The sequence below is a fragment of the Burkholderia sp. WP9 genome, assembly GCF_900104795.1.
GTDB lineage: Bacteria > Pseudomonadota > Gammaproteobacteria > Burkholderiales > Burkholderiaceae > Paraburkholderia.
On sequence record NZ_FNTG01000001.1, the window covers coordinates 1,062,019 to 1,079,320 of the forward strand.

General features: G+C 63.1%; 15 protein-coding genes. 6 read left to right on the plus strand and 9 right to left on the minus strand.

Annotation, left to right across the window (positions count from 1 at the left end):
* Positions 1–25: 25 nt before the first annotated feature.
* On the plus strand, positions 26–682 hold the full coding sequence (locus BLW71_RS04800; protein WP_091793662.1) for an OmpW/AlkL family protein: 657 nt from the start codon (positions 26–28) through the stop codon (positions 680–682).
* Between the two features lie 138 nt (positions 683–820).
* Here the strand turns inward: BLW71_RS04800 and BLW71_RS04805 are convergent, their stop codons facing one another.
* The 3 genes from BLW71_RS04805 to BLW71_RS04815 all read right to left on the minus strand — a co-directional run bounded on the left by BLW71_RS04805 (position 821) and on the right by BLW71_RS04815 (position 4,092).
* Positions 821–1,024 (minus strand): DUF1289 domain-containing protein, encoded by a 204-nt coding sequence (locus BLW71_RS04805; protein ID WP_091793664.1) that lies wholly within the window; start codon positions 1,022–1,024, stop codon positions 821–823.
* Positions 1,025–1,181: 157 nt separating this feature from the next.
* Entirely contained in the window at positions 1,182–2,510 is a 1,329-nt protein-coding gene (locus BLW71_RS04810; protein WP_091793667.1) for a phospholipase A, read from the minus strand.
* Between the two features lie 277 nt (positions 2,511–2,787).
* A complete protein-coding gene (locus BLW71_RS04815) occupies positions 2,788–4,092 on the minus strand; it encodes an Nramp family divalent metal transporter (RefSeq protein WP_091793669.1) in 1,305 nt (434 codons plus the stop codon).
* Between the two features lie 509 nt (positions 4,093–4,601).
* Here BLW71_RS04815 and BLW71_RS04820 point away from each other — a divergent pair.
* The 4 genes from BLW71_RS04820 to BLW71_RS04835 all read left to right on the plus strand — a co-directional run bounded on the left by BLW71_RS04820 (position 4,602) and on the right by BLW71_RS04835 (position 8,705).
* The gene (locus BLW71_RS04820) at positions 4,602–5,702 is read left to right on the plus strand and encodes a polyamine ABC transporter substrate-binding protein (protein WP_091793671.1); all 1,101 of its coding nucleotides are present in this window, start codon (positions 4,602–4,604) and stop codon (positions 5,700–5,702) included.
* 92 nt (positions 5,703–5,794) lie between these two features.
* Positions 5,795–6,961, plus strand: a complete 1,167-nt coding sequence (locus BLW71_RS04825) for an ABC transporter ATP-binding protein (protein WP_177204972.1) — start codon at positions 5,795–5,797, stop codon at positions 6,959–6,961.
* Positions 6,958–7,887 (plus strand): ABC transporter permease subunit, encoded by a 930-nt coding sequence (locus BLW71_RS04830; RefSeq protein WP_091793673.1) that lies wholly within the window; start codon positions 6,958–6,960, stop codon positions 7,885–7,887. Before BLW71_RS04825 ends, BLW71_RS04830 begins: the two co-directional genes overlap by 4 nt.
* Positions 7,887–8,705 (plus strand): ABC transporter permease subunit, encoded by an 819-nt coding sequence (locus BLW71_RS04835; RefSeq protein ID WP_091793676.1) that lies wholly within the window; start codon positions 7,887–7,889, stop codon positions 8,703–8,705. The genes BLW71_RS04830 and BLW71_RS04835 overlap by 1 nt, the downstream gene beginning before the upstream one ends.
* A 58-nt stretch (positions 8,706–8,763) precedes the next feature.
* On the opposite strand, the gene BLW71_RS04840 is transcribed toward BLW71_RS04835, so the two are convergent.
* The 3 genes from BLW71_RS04840 to BLW71_RS04850 form a co-directional block, all read right to left on the minus strand.
* A complete protein-coding gene (locus BLW71_RS04840) occupies positions 8,764–10,167 on the minus strand; it encodes a methyl-accepting chemotaxis protein (RefSeq protein ID WP_091800422.1) in 1,404 nt (467 codons plus the stop codon).
* A 437-nt stretch (positions 10,168–10,604) separates the two neighbouring features.
* Positions 10,605–11,591: an alpha/beta fold hydrolase gene (locus tag BLW71_RS04845; protein WP_091793677.1), complete on the minus strand. Its 987-nt coding sequence runs from the start codon at positions 11,589–11,591 to the stop codon at positions 10,605–10,607.
* 92 nt (positions 11,592–11,683) lie between these two features.
* Entirely contained in the window at positions 11,684–13,186 is a 1,503-nt protein-coding gene (locus tag BLW71_RS04850) for a flavin-containing monooxygenase (protein WP_091800425.1), read from the minus strand.
* Between the two features lie 145 nt (positions 13,187–13,331).
* Here BLW71_RS04850 and BLW71_RS04855 point away from each other — a divergent pair, with 145 nt between their 5' ends.
* On the plus strand, positions 13,332–14,021 hold the full coding sequence (locus BLW71_RS04855; RefSeq protein WP_091793679.1) for a TetR family transcriptional regulator: 690 nt from the start codon (positions 13,332–13,334) through the stop codon (positions 14,019–14,021).
* 129 nt (positions 14,022–14,150) lie between these two features.
* Here the strand turns inward: BLW71_RS04855 and BLW71_RS04860 are convergent, their stop codons facing one another.
* The 3 genes from BLW71_RS04860 to BLW71_RS04870 all read right to left on the minus strand — a co-directional run bounded on the left by BLW71_RS04860 (position 14,151) and on the right by BLW71_RS04870 (position 17,170).
* Complete coding sequence (locus BLW71_RS04860) at positions 14,151–15,341, minus strand: tetratricopeptide repeat protein (RefSeq protein WP_091793681.1); 1,191 nt, start codon at positions 15,339–15,341, stop codon at positions 14,151–14,153.
* Positions 15,342–15,429: 88 nt separating this feature from the next.
* Entirely contained in the window at positions 15,430–16,110 is a 681-nt protein-coding gene (locus BLW71_RS04865; protein WP_011488613.1) for a PspA/IM30 family protein, read from the minus strand.
* A gap of 433 nt (positions 16,111–16,543) precedes the next feature.
* Positions 16,544–17,170, minus strand: coding sequence for a hypothetical protein (locus BLW71_RS04870; protein ID WP_091793683.1), 627 nt, complete (start codon positions 17,168–17,170; stop codon positions 16,544–16,546).
* Positions 17,171–17,302: the final 132 nt, after the last annotated feature.

Genomic DNA, 17,302 nt, shown 5'->3' on the forward strand with positions numbered 1-17,302 from the left:
CGCAAACAACTACTTGGGGAAACACATGAACTACTCGTTGAGGAACCGACTCAAGGCCGCCGCGATCGCTTCGAGCCTGCTATGTGCAAGCGCTTTCGCGCCGCAGGTGCATGCCGCGGGCGACGACACGATGAGCGGCATTCACGCCGGCGACGTACTGGTGCGTCTGCGCGCCATCAGCATCATGCCGAACTCGAGCACGACCGGAACGCTGTCGGCGCTCAACGTGGGTGTGAACAACGCCATCGTGCCCGAGCTGGATTTCACGTACATGATTCGCGATTACCTCGGCGTCGAACTGATTCTTGCCACGTCGCGGCATCAACTGACCTCGAGTCTCGGCAATCTCGGCGGCGTGAACGTGTTGCCGCCCACGCTGCTGCTGCAGTATCACTTCAATCACGCGGGACGCATTCGTCCGTATGTCGGCGCGGGTGTGAACTACACGCTGTTCTATAACAACGGCCTGAACGCGGGCGGTCAGTCGATCGGCGTCACCAACCACAGTTGGGGCCCGGCGTTGCAAGCCGGCGTCGATGTCCAGGTGACCAAGTCGCTGTTCGTCAACGCGGACATCAAGAAGATATGGATGCACACGGATGCGACGCTCGGCGGTCAGGCGCTCGGCCGCTTGAGCATCGATCCGGTGGTGGTCGGCCTGGGTGTCGGGATGCGTTTCTGACGCGCGCTCGCGGCCCGTCCGCGAAGCGTCGAGCGCAAGCGCCATGCAAAAAACGCCGGGATATCCCGGCGTTTTCATTGGGGCTTCGAGCTGGACGCGACTTTGCCGCAGGCTAGCGGCGGGAAGCGTCCGACCAGCCTATAGCTTGTCGTTCGCGAACCGCATGGCCGTGCCTTCCTGCTCGATGCGGACCCACACGGCGCGCTTTTCCTCGTCGCTCAGGAAAACCCAGTTCGACACTTCAGTGGCGGTGCGGCCGCAGCCTTTGCATACCTCGTCGAACAGCGTGGAACAGACGCCGATGCACGGGCTGTCGGGAAGATCGTGGAGATTCGAAGCCATCGGAAACCTTGGGGCGAAGAAGCGAAGTTCCGCTATGTTAACCGATGCGCGACCTAGGCCGCGCCGTGCGCGAACGGCGTGGCCGCCATTCCCGCACGGTTGGCCGCTTGTGCGGCATGTTTCGCCGCATTTTCCGCAGCGATACGGCTCGCTCGTGTCAGCGCGCAATGCTGTAGCCGATCCGCGCCATCCAGTGTTGACGGTTGTTGTAGTCGAGCAGGTCCTCGCCATAGCCGTTGAAGTAGCCCACCCAGATATAGCCGCCCCACGCGCTGCCCAGCACTTTGGCGAGCGGGTAGGTGAATTGCGTATCCACGCTGCCGTACCAGTGCTTGGTGCCTTTGCGCAGCGTGGTCGCCAGTTGCCAGCCGTCCGGGCTGCCGTATTTGACCAGCAGATCGACGTAGCCCCGATAGTCGGCGATATCGGGGTTGCTGCTCGTGCCGACGTAGTAATAGATTTTCGGCGACACGGTCAGATGGTTAGCCGTCAGATCGCCGAACTCCCAGGTCGGCCGGATGAACGGCATGTTGATGCTGCGCGATGCGTCGCCGGCCCTGCCGTTCGATTCGTGCGCGATACCCGCCGCAAAACCCATGCGGGTGAAGAATGGGCTTGTCCAGCCGGTGTCCGGCACGTAGTAGAACAGTTGCGGCGAGTAGGTCGTGTCGCGGAACGGGCGTGAATCGGCGGACAGATCCCAGATAGAGGTCTGCGTATACGCGAAGTACAGGTTGTCGACAAAAGCCTTCGAGCGCAGATCGTCCGGTATCCGGATGCGGTATTTGAAGCTCAACTGCAGGCGGGCGTTCGTGTCGCCGTTGTGGCCGGCGGCGATGTACATCGGTTCATAAAAGGAAAGGTGAGAGAACACGCCGCGCCCCGTTGTCGCGAGCGAGTCGCCGGGCGGCGAGATGGCGTCGCCGGTCGGGCCGCCGACCACGGCCGCCGTCGCCGCGGCCTGAGCAGGCGTGGTCGCCTGGCTTTCCGCGCGTTCCGCCTGCGCAATCGCGTCCTGCTGCGGCCCGCGATTGATCACGACGAGCGCGGGCGAGGCGTCGAATCCCACCGGGTCGATGCGTACTTCGCCGCGCGCCGACTCCGGCCAGGGCGCCGAGAAACGCACCTTGCGGAACTGGCCCGGCCGCAGATGCAGCGTGTTGGGCACGCCCGGCTCACGCTGTAAATCAAGTGGCTGCGGCGACTGCTCGCCTGCACTCAAACTCACGCGAATGGTCGGCGGGACGGTGAGGGTCAAGGACTTGGCGTCGTCGGCGGAGTAGAGCATCGTGATCTGCAGCGGCTCGTTGGCCGCGGCCACGCGAGGCGGCTGCAGCATCGCGACCGTCGCGCGGGCTTCGCCGCACACGACAGCGCCGGTGAGGAAGGCAGCGACTAGCGCCGTGCGGGAAAGGCGCGCAATGGGTTGGCGCGCGTGAGAGAGGGCATTGCGGGCAACGCGGTCGATGGAAGCGTCAAAGCGCATGGGCTGTCGTCCAGGAGCAGGGCAACGAGCGAAACGGATGCGGCAGGCGTCAGGCGGCGACACATGCAACGCGCATCCGGCTCGATCGCGCGGAAGCGCCAAAGTGGCGCAAAAAATGGGCAAAAAAACGGCCGCCGCAAGAAACCCGGCAGCCGAGGTGAAACGGGCCGCACGGCCGGCGCGCCGTACTAACGGGCAGCGTCGCCGGTCATGTTGAGAAGCTCAGAAAAATACTTACAAAATCACTTCACCTTCCGCCAGGTCGAGAAAACGTTCTTCAGCCCCCGAACGCCAGTTGCCACAACAACGCGCCGTTGAGCAGGACAATGAACGCGGCGGACAGCCACGCGAGTGCGAGCGGCAGGCCGCGCACGCGCCAGCCGCGCATCAGCCCGGCGTCCGACGTGTAGCGGATCAGCGGCACGACGGCGAGCGGCAACTGCAGGCTCAGCACCACCTGACTTGCCACCAGCAATTGATTGGAACCGTGCTGCCCGAACAGCGCGACCGCGAAGAGCGCGGGGCCGATCGCCAGTGCGCGGGTCAGCAGGGCGCGCTGCCAGCGCGGCAGGCGGATGCGCAGAAAGCCCTCCATGACCGCCTGGCCGGCCAGTGTGCCGGTCACAGTCGCACTCAGTCCGCAGGCGAGCAGCGCTGCCGCGAACAGAATGCCGGCCCAGTGCGTGCCGACGAGCGGCGCGATCAGCCGGTGGGCGTCGGCGAGATCGGTCACGTCACGATGGCCGCTCACATAGAACACCGCCGCGGCCACGATCAGCAGGGCCGCGTTGATCACGAACGCAAAGGAAAGCGAGCCGAACGTGTCGAGATTGACGACGTGCAGAGCGGCCTTGATCTGCGCGTCGCTGCCGTCCGGTGCGTGGTGCTTGACGAGCGCCGAGTGCAGATAGAGGTTGTGCGGCATGACCGTCGCGCCCACGATGCCCGCCGCGAGCCACACCATGCCCGCATTGCGCAGCAATTCGACGCTCGGCACGGTGCCGGCGAGCGCCGCGTGCCAGTCCGGCCGCGCCAGCGCCAGTTGAACCACGAAGCATAGGCCGACGAAGCCGATCAGCGCGGCGATCACCGCTTCGAGCCTGCGCCCGCCTTTGTGCTGGAGCGCGAGCAGCGCGAAGGTGCACACCGCCGACATCAACACGCCTACCGTGAGCGACACGCCGAGTAGCAATTGTAATGCGACGGCGCTGCCGACCACCTCGGCGACGTCGCACGCGATGATCGCGACCTCGCTCGTCAGCCACAGGAAGAGGGTGCCGCGGCGGCCCGTGCGTTCGCGGCAGATCTGCGCGAGGTCGCGCCCGGTCACCACGCCAAGGCGCGACGACAGCCATTGCAGCAACATTGCCATCAGGCTTGCCAGCAGCACGATGCCGAGCAGACGGTAGCCGTAGCCCGCGCCGGCGCCGAGCGCGGTCGCCCAGTTGCCCGGATCGATATAGCCGACTGCGATGAGCGCCCCCGCGCCGACGAATGAAAACCAGTGCGCCGGACGTGCAGGTCCACTGCCCGGCAGACGCCGGCGGCGGTGGGGTCGCAATGCGGACGGATTGGTGTTCATCGATGCCTGAGGTTCAAGACTGCATCTTCTTGCAAGCCGCGTGCCCGGTGGGCGTGGGGTGGTGACATCGCCGCGCGATTGGTGGCGCGCTGTCACCGGCCATTGAGGACTATTGTGCTCCGTCGGACGCCAGTCGGCTCGCGCTTGCCGCAGCCTGGGCGACGCGTATCCGGGCCATGCCAGGCCGCCATGGGCCGCGCCCCGTTGTGCGGGCGCGGCGCGCCTTCACGGCGGCGAATCGATGGCGGGATGACAGCGGAATGGCAACGCGATCAGAGCGCAGCCGATACAGGTGTTTATTTCGGGTAGACACGCGCTCATAACCCGCTAAAATTGCGGCCAATTTTAAAGCGGTGCGGCTTACGCTGTACCGTTTGCGCGACAGCCCGGTATTTTTTTTGAAGCGCGCAATAATTGATGGTACTTTTCGGGTTTTTCAGGGGAGCCGCGCGCTGTGCCGCGGCGTAGGTGAAGACGGTCGGCTCGGCCGGCCAGGATCGGAGAACGGGATGAAAAGACGGGTAGTGGGGCAGGTGGCGGCGCTGGTCTTGTGCGCGACGCCCTGGTTGACGGCCGCTGCGAAAGACACGCAGCTGAACGTGTATAACTGGTCCGATTACATCGCCAAGGACACCATTCCCAACTTCACCAAGCAGTCCGGTGTCCAGGTCAAATACGACAACTACGACAGCGACGACACGCTGCAAGCCAAGCTCCTAACCGGCAATTCCGGCTATGACATCGTCGTGCCGACCAGCAATTACGCCGGCAAGCAGATCGCCGCCGGCATCTTCGCACCGCTCGACAAATCCAAACTGCCGAACCTGAAGTACCTCGATCCGTCGCTGATGGCGCTCGTCGCCGGCGCCGATCCCGGCAATAAATTCACCGTGCCCTGGGCTTACGGCACGACCGGCCTCGGCTACAACGTCACCAAAGCGCAGCAGATCCTCGGCAAGAGCGTTCCGCTCGACAGCTGGGACGTGCTCTTCAAGCCGGAAAACATTTCGAAGCTGAAGGCCTGTGGCGTGTCCGTGCTCGACGCGCCGGACCAGATGTTCGCCGCCGCGCTGCACTATATCGGCAAGGATCCGATGAGCACGAACCCGGCCGACTATCGCGCCGCGCTCGACATGATGAAGAAGATCCGCCCGTACATCACGCAGTTCAACTCGTCGGGCTACATCAACGACCTGGTGGGTGGCGACGTGTGCTTTGCGTACGGCTGGTCGGGCGACGTCGTGATCGCCAAGCATCGCGCGGTCGAGGCGAAGAAGCCCTATAAGGTCGAGTATTACATTCCGAAGGGCGGCGCGCCGGTGTGGTTCGACGTGATGGCGATTCCGAAAGACGCCAAGAACAAGGACGCCGCGCTCGAGTGGATCAACTACATCGAAACGCCGCAGGTTCACGCCGCGATTACCAACGCCGTCTACTATCCGAGCGCCAACCTCGAAGCGCGCAAGTACGTGGACAAGGACGTGGCGAACGACCCGGCTGTCTATCCTTCGCCTGAAGTCATCAAGACCCTGTTCCTGCTCAAGCCGTTGCCGCCGGAAATACAGCGGCTGCAAACGCGGCTGTGGACTGAATTCAAGTCCGGCCGCTGACCCGCGGCCGGTGTGAACGGGTAAGCATCATCATGAAGCCCTCGGTGTTCACCGGGGGCTTTGTTCGTCAAACGCCGGAGTAAAGCATTGTGATGAGTAGTGACCAGTCGGGCGCGCTGGCAGGGGCCGCCGCGCCGTCCCCGAGCCTGAACGCCGTTACGGGTGACGCCACGGACAACTTCGTCCAGATCGTCGACGTCGTGAAGAAGTTCGGTGAGACCGTGGCGGTCAAGGGCGTCAACCTGTCGGTGAAGAAGGGCGAACTGTTCGCGCTGCTCGGCAGTTCCGGCTGCGGCAAGTCGACCTTGTTGCGCATGATGGCCGGGCTCGAAAGCGTGACCTCGGGCAAGATCCTGATCGACGGTGAAGACCTCGCGCAATTGCCGCCGTACCGCCGGCCGGTCAACATGATGTTTCAGTCGTACGCGCTGTTTCCTCACATGACGGTAGAGGGCAACGTCGCCTTCGGTCTGAAGCAGGAAGGCGTGCCCAAGGCCGAACTGAAGGACCGCGTGCAAACCGCGCTCGAACTCGTGCAGATGGGCCGCTTCGCGAAGCGCAAGCCAAATCAGCTTTCCGGCGGCCAGCAGCAGCGCGTGGCGCTGGCGCGTTCGCTGGTCAAGCGGCCCAAGCTGTTGCTGCTCGACGAGCCGATGTCCGCGCTCGACAAGCAGATCCGTCAGCGCACCCAGATCGAGCTGGTGAACATTCTCGACAAGGTCGGCGTGACCTGCGTGATGGTGACGCACGATCAGGAAGAGGCGATGACCATGGCGGGCCGCCTCGCGGTGATGAGCGAAGGCGAGATCATTCAGCTCGGCACGCCGCACGAAGTCTACGAGTATCCGAATAGCCGCTTTTCGGCCGAATTCATCGGCTCGACGAATCTGTTCGAAGGCCATACGGTCGAAGACGAGCCCGATCACGTGTTCATCGAAACGCCCGATCTGCCGTGCCGCTTGTATGTGAGCCACGGCATCACCGGTCCGCTCGGCATGCCGGTGACGATTTCGGTGCGCCCCGAGCGCATCGCGCTCACGCGCAAACCGCCGGAGGGCGCGTACAACTGGGGCAAAGGCGTCGTCACGAATATCGCTTACATGGGGGGCTATTCGCTCTATCACGTGAAGCTCGACGCCGGCAAAACGGTAATCGCGAATGTGACGAGCCTCGCGCTGACCGAGATCGATCCGCCCACCTGGGGCGACGAAGTGTACGTGCGCTGGAGCGCCTCGGCCGGTGTGGTGTTGACGTCATGAAGCGCTCGTTCAATTCCTTCGCCACCTGGCCGGTGCGGCGCTTCAACCTGACCGGCCGCACGGCGGTGGTGGCCGGGCCGTTCATCTGGCTGCTGCTGTTTTTCCTCGTGCCGTTCCTGCTGGTCGTCAAGATCAGCTTCGCCGATTTGCAGCTCGGCATTCCGCCGTACACGGAGTTGACCAAATTCGCGGACGGCGCGGTTCACATCACGCTCGACCTGTCGCATTACGCGTTTTTGCTGACCGACAGCCTCTATTTCGCGACCTACGTGAATTCCGTGGTGGTGGCCGCGATCTCGACGCTGCTGTGTCTGCTGATCGGCTATCCGATGGCGTATTACATCGCGCGTTCGAATCCCGCCAGCCGCAATCTGCTGATGATGGCCGTGATGCTGCCGTTCTGGACTTCCTTCCTGATTCGCGTGTATGCGTGGATCGGCATCCTGAAGAACAACGGCTTGCTGAACAACTTCCTGATGTCTGTCGGGTTGATTCATTCGCCGATCGAGCTGTATCACACGAACACTGCCGTTTATATCGGCATGGTCTATTCGTATCTGCCGTTTCTCGTCATGCCGCTGTATGCGCATCTGGTGAAGATGGACATGACGCTGCTGGAGGCCGCCTACGACCTCGGCGCGAGGCCGTGGAAGGCGTTCTGGCAGATCACCTTGCCGCTTTCGAAGAACGGCATTATCGCCGGTTGCCTGCTCGTGTTCATTCCGGCGGTGGGTGAGTACGTGATTCCCGAATTGCTGGGCGGCGCGAATACGCTGATGATCGGCCGCGTGATGTGGAATGAGTTCTTCGACAATGCCGATTGGCCGATGGCGTCAGCCGTGACGTGCGCGATGGTGTTGTTGTTATTGGTGCCGATGGCGTTTTTCCAGTACGCGCAGGCGAAGGCGATGGAGGAAAGGCGCTGATGAAGCCGAACCGGATATTGCAGTTCATTGCCCTGGGAATCGGGTTTCTGTTTCTCTACATACCGATCGTCAGTCTGATTGTGTATTCGTTCAACGAATCGCAACTGGTCACGGTATGGACGCGGTTTTCGACGCGCTGGTATGCGGCGTTGCTGCAGGATGACGAGCTGATCGCGGCCGCGTGGCTGTCGTTGCGGGTGGCGTTGTTGACGGCGTTTGCTTCGGTGATCATCGGTACGTGGGCGGGGTTCGTGCTTGCGCGCATGGGGCGGTTTCGCGGCTTCACGCTGTATACGGGCATGATCAACGCGCCGTTGGTGATTCCCGAGGTGATTCAGGGGATTTCGTTGCTGCTCCTCTTTATCGAAATGGCCAAGTGGTTGGGATGGCCGGCCGGACGTGGCATTTTCACGATCTGGATCGGGCATCTCATGCTGTGTATTTCCTATGTGGCGATCATCGTGCAGTCGAGGGTGAAGGAGTTGCATCCTTCGCTGGAAGAGGCGGCGTTAGACCTTGGGGCTACACCGTTGCGGGTGTTTTTCTTCATCACGCTGCCGTTAATTTCCCAGGCGCTTGTGTCCGGTTGGTTGTTGTCGTTCACTTTGTCGATCGACGATCTGGTGCTGTCGGCGTTCCTGTCCGGGCCTGGTTCGACGACCTTGCCCCTGGTCGTTTTCTCGCGCGTCCGGTTGGGGCTGAATCCGGAGATGAATGCGTTGGCTACGCTGTTTATTGCGGTGGTGACAGTTGGGGTGGTGCTCGCCAACTATTTCATGCAGCGGGCCGAGAGGAAGCGGGCAGTCATGGCGGTTTAGAGCTTAGGGTGGTGGTTGGGTGTGTGTCCGCAACGGACCGGCCACCCAACCGGTAACCTCAAACCTTATAGCCGATCCGAACCCCGCCCCAATGCCGGCCTCCGACAAAAACCGGCGCGGAGGCGTCCTTCATCAGCACGAACTCCCCGCCGCCCATATCGCGCCGATAGGTTTGCAGCAAGAACGGCTTCGTATGCGAGGCGGCGGCGATCCCGGTTCGATCATCGAACATGCGCCGGTTACGGCAATTCGCCATATTCCAGACCACGTCATCACGCTGCGGCAAAGAGAACTTGAGATTGTGCGTTGGCAGATAACCGCGCAAATCGACCGCCGCACAAAACGCCACTCGCGGATCGAGATCGAGCAAAGGCTCCTGAATAGCCGGCAACACACGGTCGGTGAATGCGGTAAACCGCGTTAAAAACTGCGGCGGATTGCTCCCGGTCACCGGCACATAGCGCTGATCGAACAGATCCTCGATCGACACTTCACCGCGCGCCACGGCCGTTTCGAATGCCTTGCTCACGGCCGCCGCCGCCTTCTGCACGGCTTCGATAAACCGCGTATCCGCCGTTTCCACACCCGTCGCGGCAGTCAGTTCGATCAAGGTCTCGGATACGCCGAGCAGATTCCCCAAACGGTCCTTCGCCTGCACGAAGTTTTCGCTCGAATCCTCCACGCCGCTCGCGATTTCCAACACCTGCGCCTCGAGCCCGTCGCATTGCGTTTCGATCTCGCCGGTCAACACGGCGATCTGTCCCGCTTCCGTGTTCAGATGCGCGATTGCATCGCCGGTTGCGTGCACGACGTCGCCGATCTTCCGCGTGCCTTCCCGCACGCGGTGTGCTCGTTCGGTGTTGGCGGAACCCTCCGTGATCAACTGCTCGGTCTGCTGCGTGAGTTGGGCGAGCGTCGTCTCGATCTGCCCCGTGGCCTGCGCGGTTTTCGCCGAGAGGTTTTTCACCTCGGCCGCCACCACCGCGAAGCTCTTGCCGGAATCGCCGGCGCGCGCGGCTTCGATCGCGGCATTCAGCGCGAGCAGATGCGTCTGGCGGGCGATCAGCGAAATCTCCTCGGATACGCGGCTCACATGCGCCAGCGCGCTGCGCAACGCGCCGATCTGGCTTTCGATCACCGTTACGCCTTCCACGAGTCCATGGATGTCGGCCAGCGACGCTTCGAGCGTCTGCTGCGAGTCCTGCACGCCGGTCGCGGCTTCCGCGGATACATGGCTCATTTTCCGCGCGGCCTCGGCAATGCGGTGATTGCCCGCGAGCGTCTGCGCTGCCGATTCGCGCAGCGCGCGGCATACGTGCGCCTGGCGCTGCACGCGCGCGGCCACTTCGTCGACGTGGCCCGATACGTCGCAGATCTCGATGCCCAGCTTGCCGGCTTGCGCGGCAATGTCGCCGACAACCGTCTGCGAACGGGCCGGTCGGCGAAAGCTGAAACGCGTCATGGTCGTCTCCTGGATGGCGCGCTTGGCGCATTCAATCGACACAGTCATCCAATACGGATGCAGCGTCTTCCTGATGCATCTACGGCAGACTTTCAGTCGACTTGATACGGGGTATCCCGCAGTCGCTATCATGTGCGGTCAAATCGCGATCCGCAGCTTCACCGCAGACCTTTCTTTCTCTTATTAGCAACCATGATCGACTCCTTCGCGCGCGTTTCGGGCTGGCAACAGCTCTCTCATCTGTGGGAGCTGATCGTCATGCTCTGCAAGTTTCTGTGGGGGTTGCTGCTTCTGCTTGGCGGTGGCTGAGCGCGCCGGCGCGGTGCAGGAGAAGGGCGTGCAAAAAAGGCGTGCGAGATTCGCGCGCTACGGCCGCGCGCGAATCATCGATTGAAGGAGTCAGCGGGGAAAAACTGCGGAACTGAAAAAGCGTCGGATCATACCGGCGCGCGATACGTGCCTTCGTCAACCGGAAGACCCGCGCAAGGCGTGCCGAGAAACGCGCGCAGATCGGCCATGACGCGCTCCGGCGCTTCTTCCATGGGAATGTGGCCGAGCCCCGCATACATGACCGATTTCGCGCGCGGAATGCGGCTCGCGAATTCAGCCGCATGCGCCGTCGGAATCCAGCGATCCTTCGCACCCCATAGCACCAGCGCCGGCACGTCCAAGGTCTTCAGCACGTCCGTGTCGACTTCCTTGAAGTCGAGCGTGGGCACCATCTTGCCGATTGCTTCGCGCGTGCCTTCGCCGTGGAAGAACTCGACGTAGCGGCGCAGTGTCACCGCGTCGATCTTGTGCGGATCGCCATAGACATTGCGCACCGCGCTTTTGATGATGGCCTCGGGCAGCCACCACGGCGAACTGACCCGCACCAGCGCGCTATTGAACAGGCCGATGTAAATCGGCAGCTTCATCGGGAAGCCGGCCGAGTCGATCAGCACGAGCCGTTCAACGGCTTCGCCATGTCGAACCGCGTAGTCCCACGAGATCAGCCCGCCGAGTGAATTGCCAATGAAGGTCGCGCGCGAGACGGCGAGTGCCTGCAGGAACGTGTCGATGAAACGACGATAGGTCGGCAGATTCATCGTTTCGATTGCGCCGCTGCTGGAACGCAACGGTCCTGTCACGCCGAACGGCGGGAGATCGAGGCGGATCACGCGATACTCGCGCTTGAGTTCGTCGGCGACCCGATTCCACGTGTGCAGCGAAGACGCGAAGCCGTGGATCATCACGATGATGTCGCCGCTGCCTTCGTCGACGTAATGCACGTCGGCGCCCATGATCTTCACGAATCTGGAGCCGCTTTGCGTGTAGCGCCGCCGCAGTTCTTCGCGCGGCACGCTGGTGATGCCGAGGCGCGCGGCGAGCGAGCGCGACGGCAACGGGTTGGAGGCGGACGTGCTGGAGTCGATGCTTGCCATGGTTGTTGTCTCCCTTTTGGTTCGATTGGCTTCGAATCGGATTGCATCGGCGGCGTCTCACTCTCCCAGTCCATCAGCCACCGCTCATGTCGTCAGGGCGCGAAGCGATAGTCGTGCGGACGCACGCGCCGCGTGCGTTTGCGAAAGCTGAAAGTGAAGCCGGGCCACAACGCAGTGACCTTGCCGCTTCGGGTCTGATACCAGCTGTGACAGCCGCTCACCCATACGGAGTGCTGCATGTCCTTCTGCAAACGCGCGTTGAACTCGCGCTGCACGTCGGGCCGCAGAGTCATCGTGCGTGCCTTGCGGCGGCGCAGTACGCGCAGGCAATCGGCGATGTACTGCACTTGCGACTCGATCATGTAGATCATCGAGTTGTGGCCGAGCCCGGTATTCGGGCCGACGATCATGAAGAAGTTCGGGAAGTTCGCAATGCTGACGCCGAGGTAGGCCTCCGGTCCGTCGCGCAGCCACAGGGCGCCGAGATCCGCACCGTCGAGGCCGGTCACGTCGAAGGGCGCGCCGACGTCGTTGACCTGAAAGCCCGTGCCGCAGATGAGCGCGTCGGCGCGATGATGCGCGCCATCTTCGGTCACGATACCGTCGGCGACGATCTCGCGAATGCCGCTTGTCACTACGTCCACGTTCGGCTGGCTGAGCGCGGGATAGTAGTCGCTCGAAAGCAGCACGCGCTTGCAGCCGAGGCGGTAGTTCGGCGTGACCTTGGCGCGCAGTGCGGGGTCCTTGACGCGCCGTTCGAGATAGCTCAGGCCGAACTTCATCGGCACTTTCATCAGTTTCGGATTGACCACGAACGCGATAGCGCGCGATTCGAGTTGCCAGTAGATCGCGCTGCGCACGAAGCGCTGCGTGAACGGCAGATGCCGGAACAGCCACTGGGCGCGCGCGTCGATCGGCTTGTCGGGTTTGGGCATGACCCATGGCGCGGTGCGCTGGAACAGATCGAGGTGCGCGACGCGCGGCTGGATTTGCGGCACGAACTGGATCGCGCTTGCGCCGGTGCCGATTACCGCGACGCGTTTGCCGTCGAGCGGATACGCGTGGTCCCAGCGCGCCGAATGAAACAGCTTGCCTTCGAAGCGTTCCAGCCCTGCGATTCGCGGCATGGCCGGGCGCGACAGCGGGCCGCTCGCGGCGATCACGACGTCGGCTTCGACGCTTTCACGCACGCCATTCACATCGAGTTCGACGCACCAGACCTGGCGTGCTTCGTCGAAACGCGCCGCGCTCGCGCGCGCGTTGTAGCGCACGTAGCGGTCCACGCCATATTTGCGGGCGCAATGCTTCAGATAAGCGAAAATCTCGGCCTGGCCGCCGAACGCACGCGACCACGCCGGATTCGGCTCGAACGAAAACGAATAGAGATGCGAGGGCACGTCGCAGGCCGCGCCGGGATAGGTGTTGTCGCGCCACGTACCACCGATATCGCCGGCAGCCTCGTAAATCGTGAACGAGGTGATGCCCATGCGTTGCAGGCGAATTGCCATGCCGATGCCGGCAAAGCCGCTTCCGACAATCGCGATACGTGGCGCGGCAGGTGGGGCGGCAGGCGGGGCGGATGAGGCAGGCGTCACGGCGGTCTCCGGCATGGGGCGAATTGCATGCGTATACAGATGTCTACTTCAGCATAACGCGCAGGGTAGACAACTGTACACCTCGCGTCAAGATCGTTTAGAGTGTTGCTATTAAACGCGCGTGACGCGCCTCGATTGAATCCACATGACATCCGTACCCGAAGCGGCGTCCACCGCCGAGCATGGCATTGCCGCGGGGCAGGAATTGCCGCCAGGCAAGCGCAAACTGATCGAAGCCGCATTGCGCCTGACCGCGGGCGGCCGCGGTTTTGCGAGCCTGGGTTTGCGCGAACTGGCGCGCGAGGCCGGGCTCAACCCCAACACGTTCTATCGTCATTTCAACACGCTCGACGATCTGGCGCGCGAAGCCGTCGAATCGGTGAGCCGCCGCTTGCGGCCGATGCTGCGTCGCGAGCGCTGGCTCGCTGCGCACGACGAGCCGCATAGCGTGCCGCGCCGTGCCTGCGTCGCGTTCTTTGCGTTCGCGCTGGAGAACCGCGAGGCGTTTCTAAGCGCGCTGGCCGAATATCATGGCACGTCGAGGGCGTTGCGCGAGGCCGTGCGTGCGAACCTGCACGAGGTGTCGGCGGAAATGGCCGACGACGTCGTGCAACTGGATCTGATGCCGACGCTCTCGCGCGAAACCGTCGACGAGGTCTGCACGCAGACCGTGCTGCAACTGTTCCACTTGTCGGCGGAGTACATTCATGCGGACAGCGCACGCCGCGATGCGCTGGTCGCGTATGCGGAGCGCTTTATCGTGAGGTTGTTCGCGGGTTCGGCGTTGCTGGCGCAGCATGAGGCGGGCAGGGCGCCTTTCTCGATGCGCGCATGAAGGCGGAGGTTTGAAGCCCGAAGCCTGAAATCTGAACCGCAGCGCCATAACGAAAACAGGCTCCATGAAGGAGCCTGTTTTCATCCACGCATGCCTGCGCGACTGATTGAATCTCAGCCGCGACTGGGCTCAGGTGTCGTTCCAGCCGCCGGAGTCGTCGTTGCTGCCCATATCGACGCCGCCGCTGTTGTCGCTCCAGTCGTTCGAGCCCTGGCCAAAGTCGAGGCCACCGCCATTGCCGCCGTCATTGCCACGGCGGCGCGCTTCGTCGTCGACGACCACGTCACGCTCCACCACGCGCTCACGCCCGGAATTCAGCGCTTCACCAAGCAGCACGCCAGTCAGCAGACCGCCCATGCCGCCGCCAAAACCGCCGCCGCCTTGCTGCACGATGACCTGCGGCTGTTGCTGATACGGTCCTTGCTGCGGATAGGGCGCTTGCGGCGGATTGCCGAAACGTTCGGCTTCCTGCGCATAAGGCGACTGTTGCGTGCCGGCGGCCGGCGCGGCATACGGATCGGGCTTGCCATCCACCCGTGCGCGCAGACTGCCGAGGCGTTGTTCGAGTTCGTCGAGCTGATACGGCGGCACCGGACTCTTGCTGTTCGACAGGGATTCGACGAGGCCGCGCAACTGGTCTTCGGTCGCTTCGACTTCCTTCTCCAGCGCCTCATGCCCTTGCACCGTGGAGAGCTTCACGTCGAGCTTGAGCGAACGCACGGTGTTGAGCATTTCAGTGGCGCGCTTGAGTTGCACGCGACGATCGTCGTCGGCGCGCGTATCGCCCTGCGTACGGGCGCGACGCAAGGTCCAGCGCAGCACGAGCGCGATCACGCCGACGAGGACAAGAATGCCGATCCACATGCCCACGCCCGGACCATGCCGTTGCGGCGCTTGCGACATCATGGCCGACTGCTGCTGCACGGCGGGCGCGGTCTGCTGCACGAACGGGTTGGCCGCGTGGCTCGTGGTGTTGCCGGCCGCCGCGCCCGCGCGTTCCGCGTCCTTGCGAATGCGTGCTTCGGTTTGCGCGAAACGGGTCGGGTCGGTGAAGCGGATTTGCGGGTCGAGGGTCTTGGCCTGTTGCACCTGCGCGAGGGCGTCGGCGGAACGGCCTTCACGGTCGAGCACCTGGGCGTACAGATAATGCGCGCGCGCATTGTTCGGATGCGCCTGCAGCACTTCGCTCAGGCCGGCGTCGGCTTGTTGCCAGTTGCCTTGCGACATGGCCGATTCGATCTGCTGAACCGTCGGCACGGCGAACGCCGCAGCCGACACGAACAGCAGTGAGGCAAACGCGGTTGCGAGGAATTTTTTCATTTACGGACCGGGCGCGCTGCGCCCGTCTCCTTCAGTCGTTTCCGGCGGCTCACACAAGGGCCGCCGGTATGTACTGCTGCCGACGCAATTACTGGGCCGGCGTGTTGATCTGCTTCTTCAACGCTTCGAGACGATCTTCGACGGACGGACCGCGGTTCAGATCCGCGAGCTTGTCGTCGAGGGCCTTGCCACTCTTCACGTCGGCCGAATTCAGGCGCGCGTCCGAACGCGCATTCGACAGCGCAACCTTGTCTTCCAGCTTCTGGAAGTCCTCGGACAGATTCTTGCCGCCGATGCCGCCCAACGCCGTAGCCGCGACATCTTTCGCTTGAGCGATCTGCTGCTTGGCTTGCAGAATGTTCGAGCGTGCGTTCAGGTCGTTGCGACGGGTACGCATGTCTTCGATCTGACTCTTCAGCTGTGCCACCGACGGCTCCAGCGTGGTCAACTCCTTCGCCAGCGCATCGCGTTCGGCTTCGGCCGTGGCTTGCGCGCCGAGGGCTTCGCGCGCGAGCGCTTCGTCGCCGGATTGCAGCGCGCGTTTGGCGCCGTCTTCGTACTTCTTCGCCTTGTCCGCTGCAACATCGCGCTTGCTTTGCTGCGTGGCCACTTGTGCCTGAATCTCGATCAGCGAGTTCTCGGCTTTGGCGATGCTCTCGTCGAGTTCGCGCACGATCTGGCGCGAGTCGCGCGACGGATCCTGCACGGAATCGGCTGCGTCGTTCAGGAGACCTTTGAGCGTGCGCGAAATGCTGTCAAAAAGCGACATGAAAACCTCCAAAGAATGTAAACGGCGCTGAATAACCCCGCGCGCCCAACTGCATTCAACTGCTACTTTACGCCGCCGCGCGCGAAGCTGCGCAACGTTCGGACCGGAGTTCGGGGCACCCGCACCGATTGCAATAGCGGCGGCGTAAATTGTCCCGTTCGATTGTCCGATTCGAATATCGAGCGGCGAGTTGTTCAATCGTTAAATCGCGCGGCGCGTCAATCCGACGCTCGCGGATATTACACCACGTGCTCTCTTAAAACCGCCTTAAAGGGAGCGATGACAGATTCGCCAACCTTGGCACATGTGTATTGCCGAAAGGGCTTGCTGAAAGGATTTGCCGAAAGCTCGCGCATTCGAATGAACGGACATGTAACGATATGCAACGGTAACGTGCCCACTGGCATGGCGCGACAGGCATCGCACCAGATGGTCAGGCGAAGCGGCCGCCCTTCGTGCTCGGATCACCGAGCGGATCGTCGTCTTCGTGCGCGCTGTCGAGGCGAGGGCGTTTGAGAACGCTGCGCAGTTGCGCTTCCGAGTCGGACGGGTCAGGCGCGGAGCCTTGCACCGAAGCCGCCTTGGCCGCCGCCACGCGCGCAACTGCCTCCGCGGTTGCCGCAGCTTCCTCGTCGATTTCGGCGGCGAGGGCGGCGGCGACGCCCGCCGGGAGCAAAGGCGCGGGTTCGCCTTCGACTGGCGCGCGCTGCGACTCACTCGCGACCGGCCTTGACGAAGCGGAACCTGCCTCGCTATGCGCGGACCCGCCGGTTGCACCATCGACACGCGTTTGCAGGGCCGGCGGCAGCGCGGCGCGTGCATGCCGCGTGCCGCGCGCGACCCGTTGCAGCGCGGCGTCGAGCGCGTCTGGCGCGCGTGGCGCGCGCAGCCGGTCGACGATGCTCGCCGCCTTCACCTGTTCGCTAGTCGCGCCGAAGCTCAGCACCGCGCGCCGCATCAGCTCGCTGACGCTGATGCCCAGATTCTCCGCTGTGGAGGTGATCGCGCGTTTCTGCGCGGTGGTGACGAATACGACGATGCGTTCGCTGGGCTTGTTCATGGTCGGCTCGCATACTTGTTGGCATGGGCGGTTCAAAGCGGGCATTTGGCGGACGCCGCGGCGCGCGCACGTGTTAGCGCGCGGAGTCCATCATATGACGAGTTGCTCCGATGCGGAACGGGCGCGACGTGA

What these genes read in the sequence shown, in the direction of transcription:
- BLW71_RS04855 (WP_091793679.1), top strand. Translation starts at nt 13,332, where the DNA reads ATGACATCCGTACCCGAAGCGGCGTCCACCGCCGAGCATGGCATTGCC.
- BLW71_RS04825 (WP_177204972.1), top strand. Translation starts at nt 5,795, where the DNA reads ATGAGTAGTGACCAGTCGGGCGCGCTGGCAGGGGCCGCCGCGCCGTCC.
- BLW71_RS04830 (WP_091793673.1), top strand. Translation starts at nt 6,958, where the DNA reads ATGAAGCGCTCGTTCAATTCCTTCGCCACCTGGCCGGTGCGGCGCTTC.
- BLW71_RS04800 (WP_091793662.1), top strand. Translation starts at nt 26, where the DNA reads ATGAACTACTCGTTGAGGAACCGACTCAAGGCCGCCGCGATCGCTTCG.
- BLW71_RS04845 (WP_091793677.1), bottom strand. Translation starts at nt 11,591, where the DNA reads ATGGCAAGCATCGACTCCAGCACGTCCGCCTCCAACCCGTTGCCGTCG.
- BLW71_RS04865 (WP_011488613.1), bottom strand. Translation starts at nt 16,110, where the DNA reads ATGTCGCTTTTTGACAGCATTTCGCGCACGCTCAAAGGTCTCCTGAAC.
- BLW71_RS04860 (WP_091793681.1), bottom strand. Translation starts at nt 15,341, where the DNA reads ATGAAAAAATTCCTCGCAACCGCGTTTGCCTCACTGCTGTTCGTGTCG.
- BLW71_RS04815 (WP_091793669.1), bottom strand. Translation starts at nt 4,092, where the DNA reads ATGAACACCAATCCGTCCGCATTGCGACCCCACCGCCGCCGGCGTCTG.
- BLW71_RS04870 (WP_091793683.1), bottom strand. Translation starts at nt 17,170, where the DNA reads ATGAACAAGCCCAGCGAACGCATCGTCGTATTCGTCACCACCGCGCAG.
- BLW71_RS04810 (WP_091793667.1), bottom strand. Translation starts at nt 2,510, where the DNA reads ATGCGCTTTGACGCTTCCATCGACCGCGTTGCCCGCAATGCCCTCTCT.
- BLW71_RS04840 (WP_091800422.1), bottom strand. Translation starts at nt 10,167, where the DNA reads ATGACGCGTTTCAGCTTTCGCCGACCGGCCCGTTCGCAGACGGTTGTC.
- BLW71_RS04805 (WP_091793664.1), bottom strand. Translation starts at nt 1,024, where the DNA reads ATGGCTTCGAATCTCCACGATCTTCCCGACAGCCCGTGCATCGGCGTC.
- BLW71_RS04820 (WP_091793671.1), top strand. Translation starts at nt 4,602, where the DNA reads ATGAAAAGACGGGTAGTGGGGCAGGTGGCGGCGCTGGTCTTGTGCGCG.
- BLW71_RS04835 (WP_091793676.1), top strand. Translation starts at nt 7,887, where the DNA reads ATGAAGCCGAACCGGATATTGCAGTTCATTGCCCTGGGAATCGGGTTT.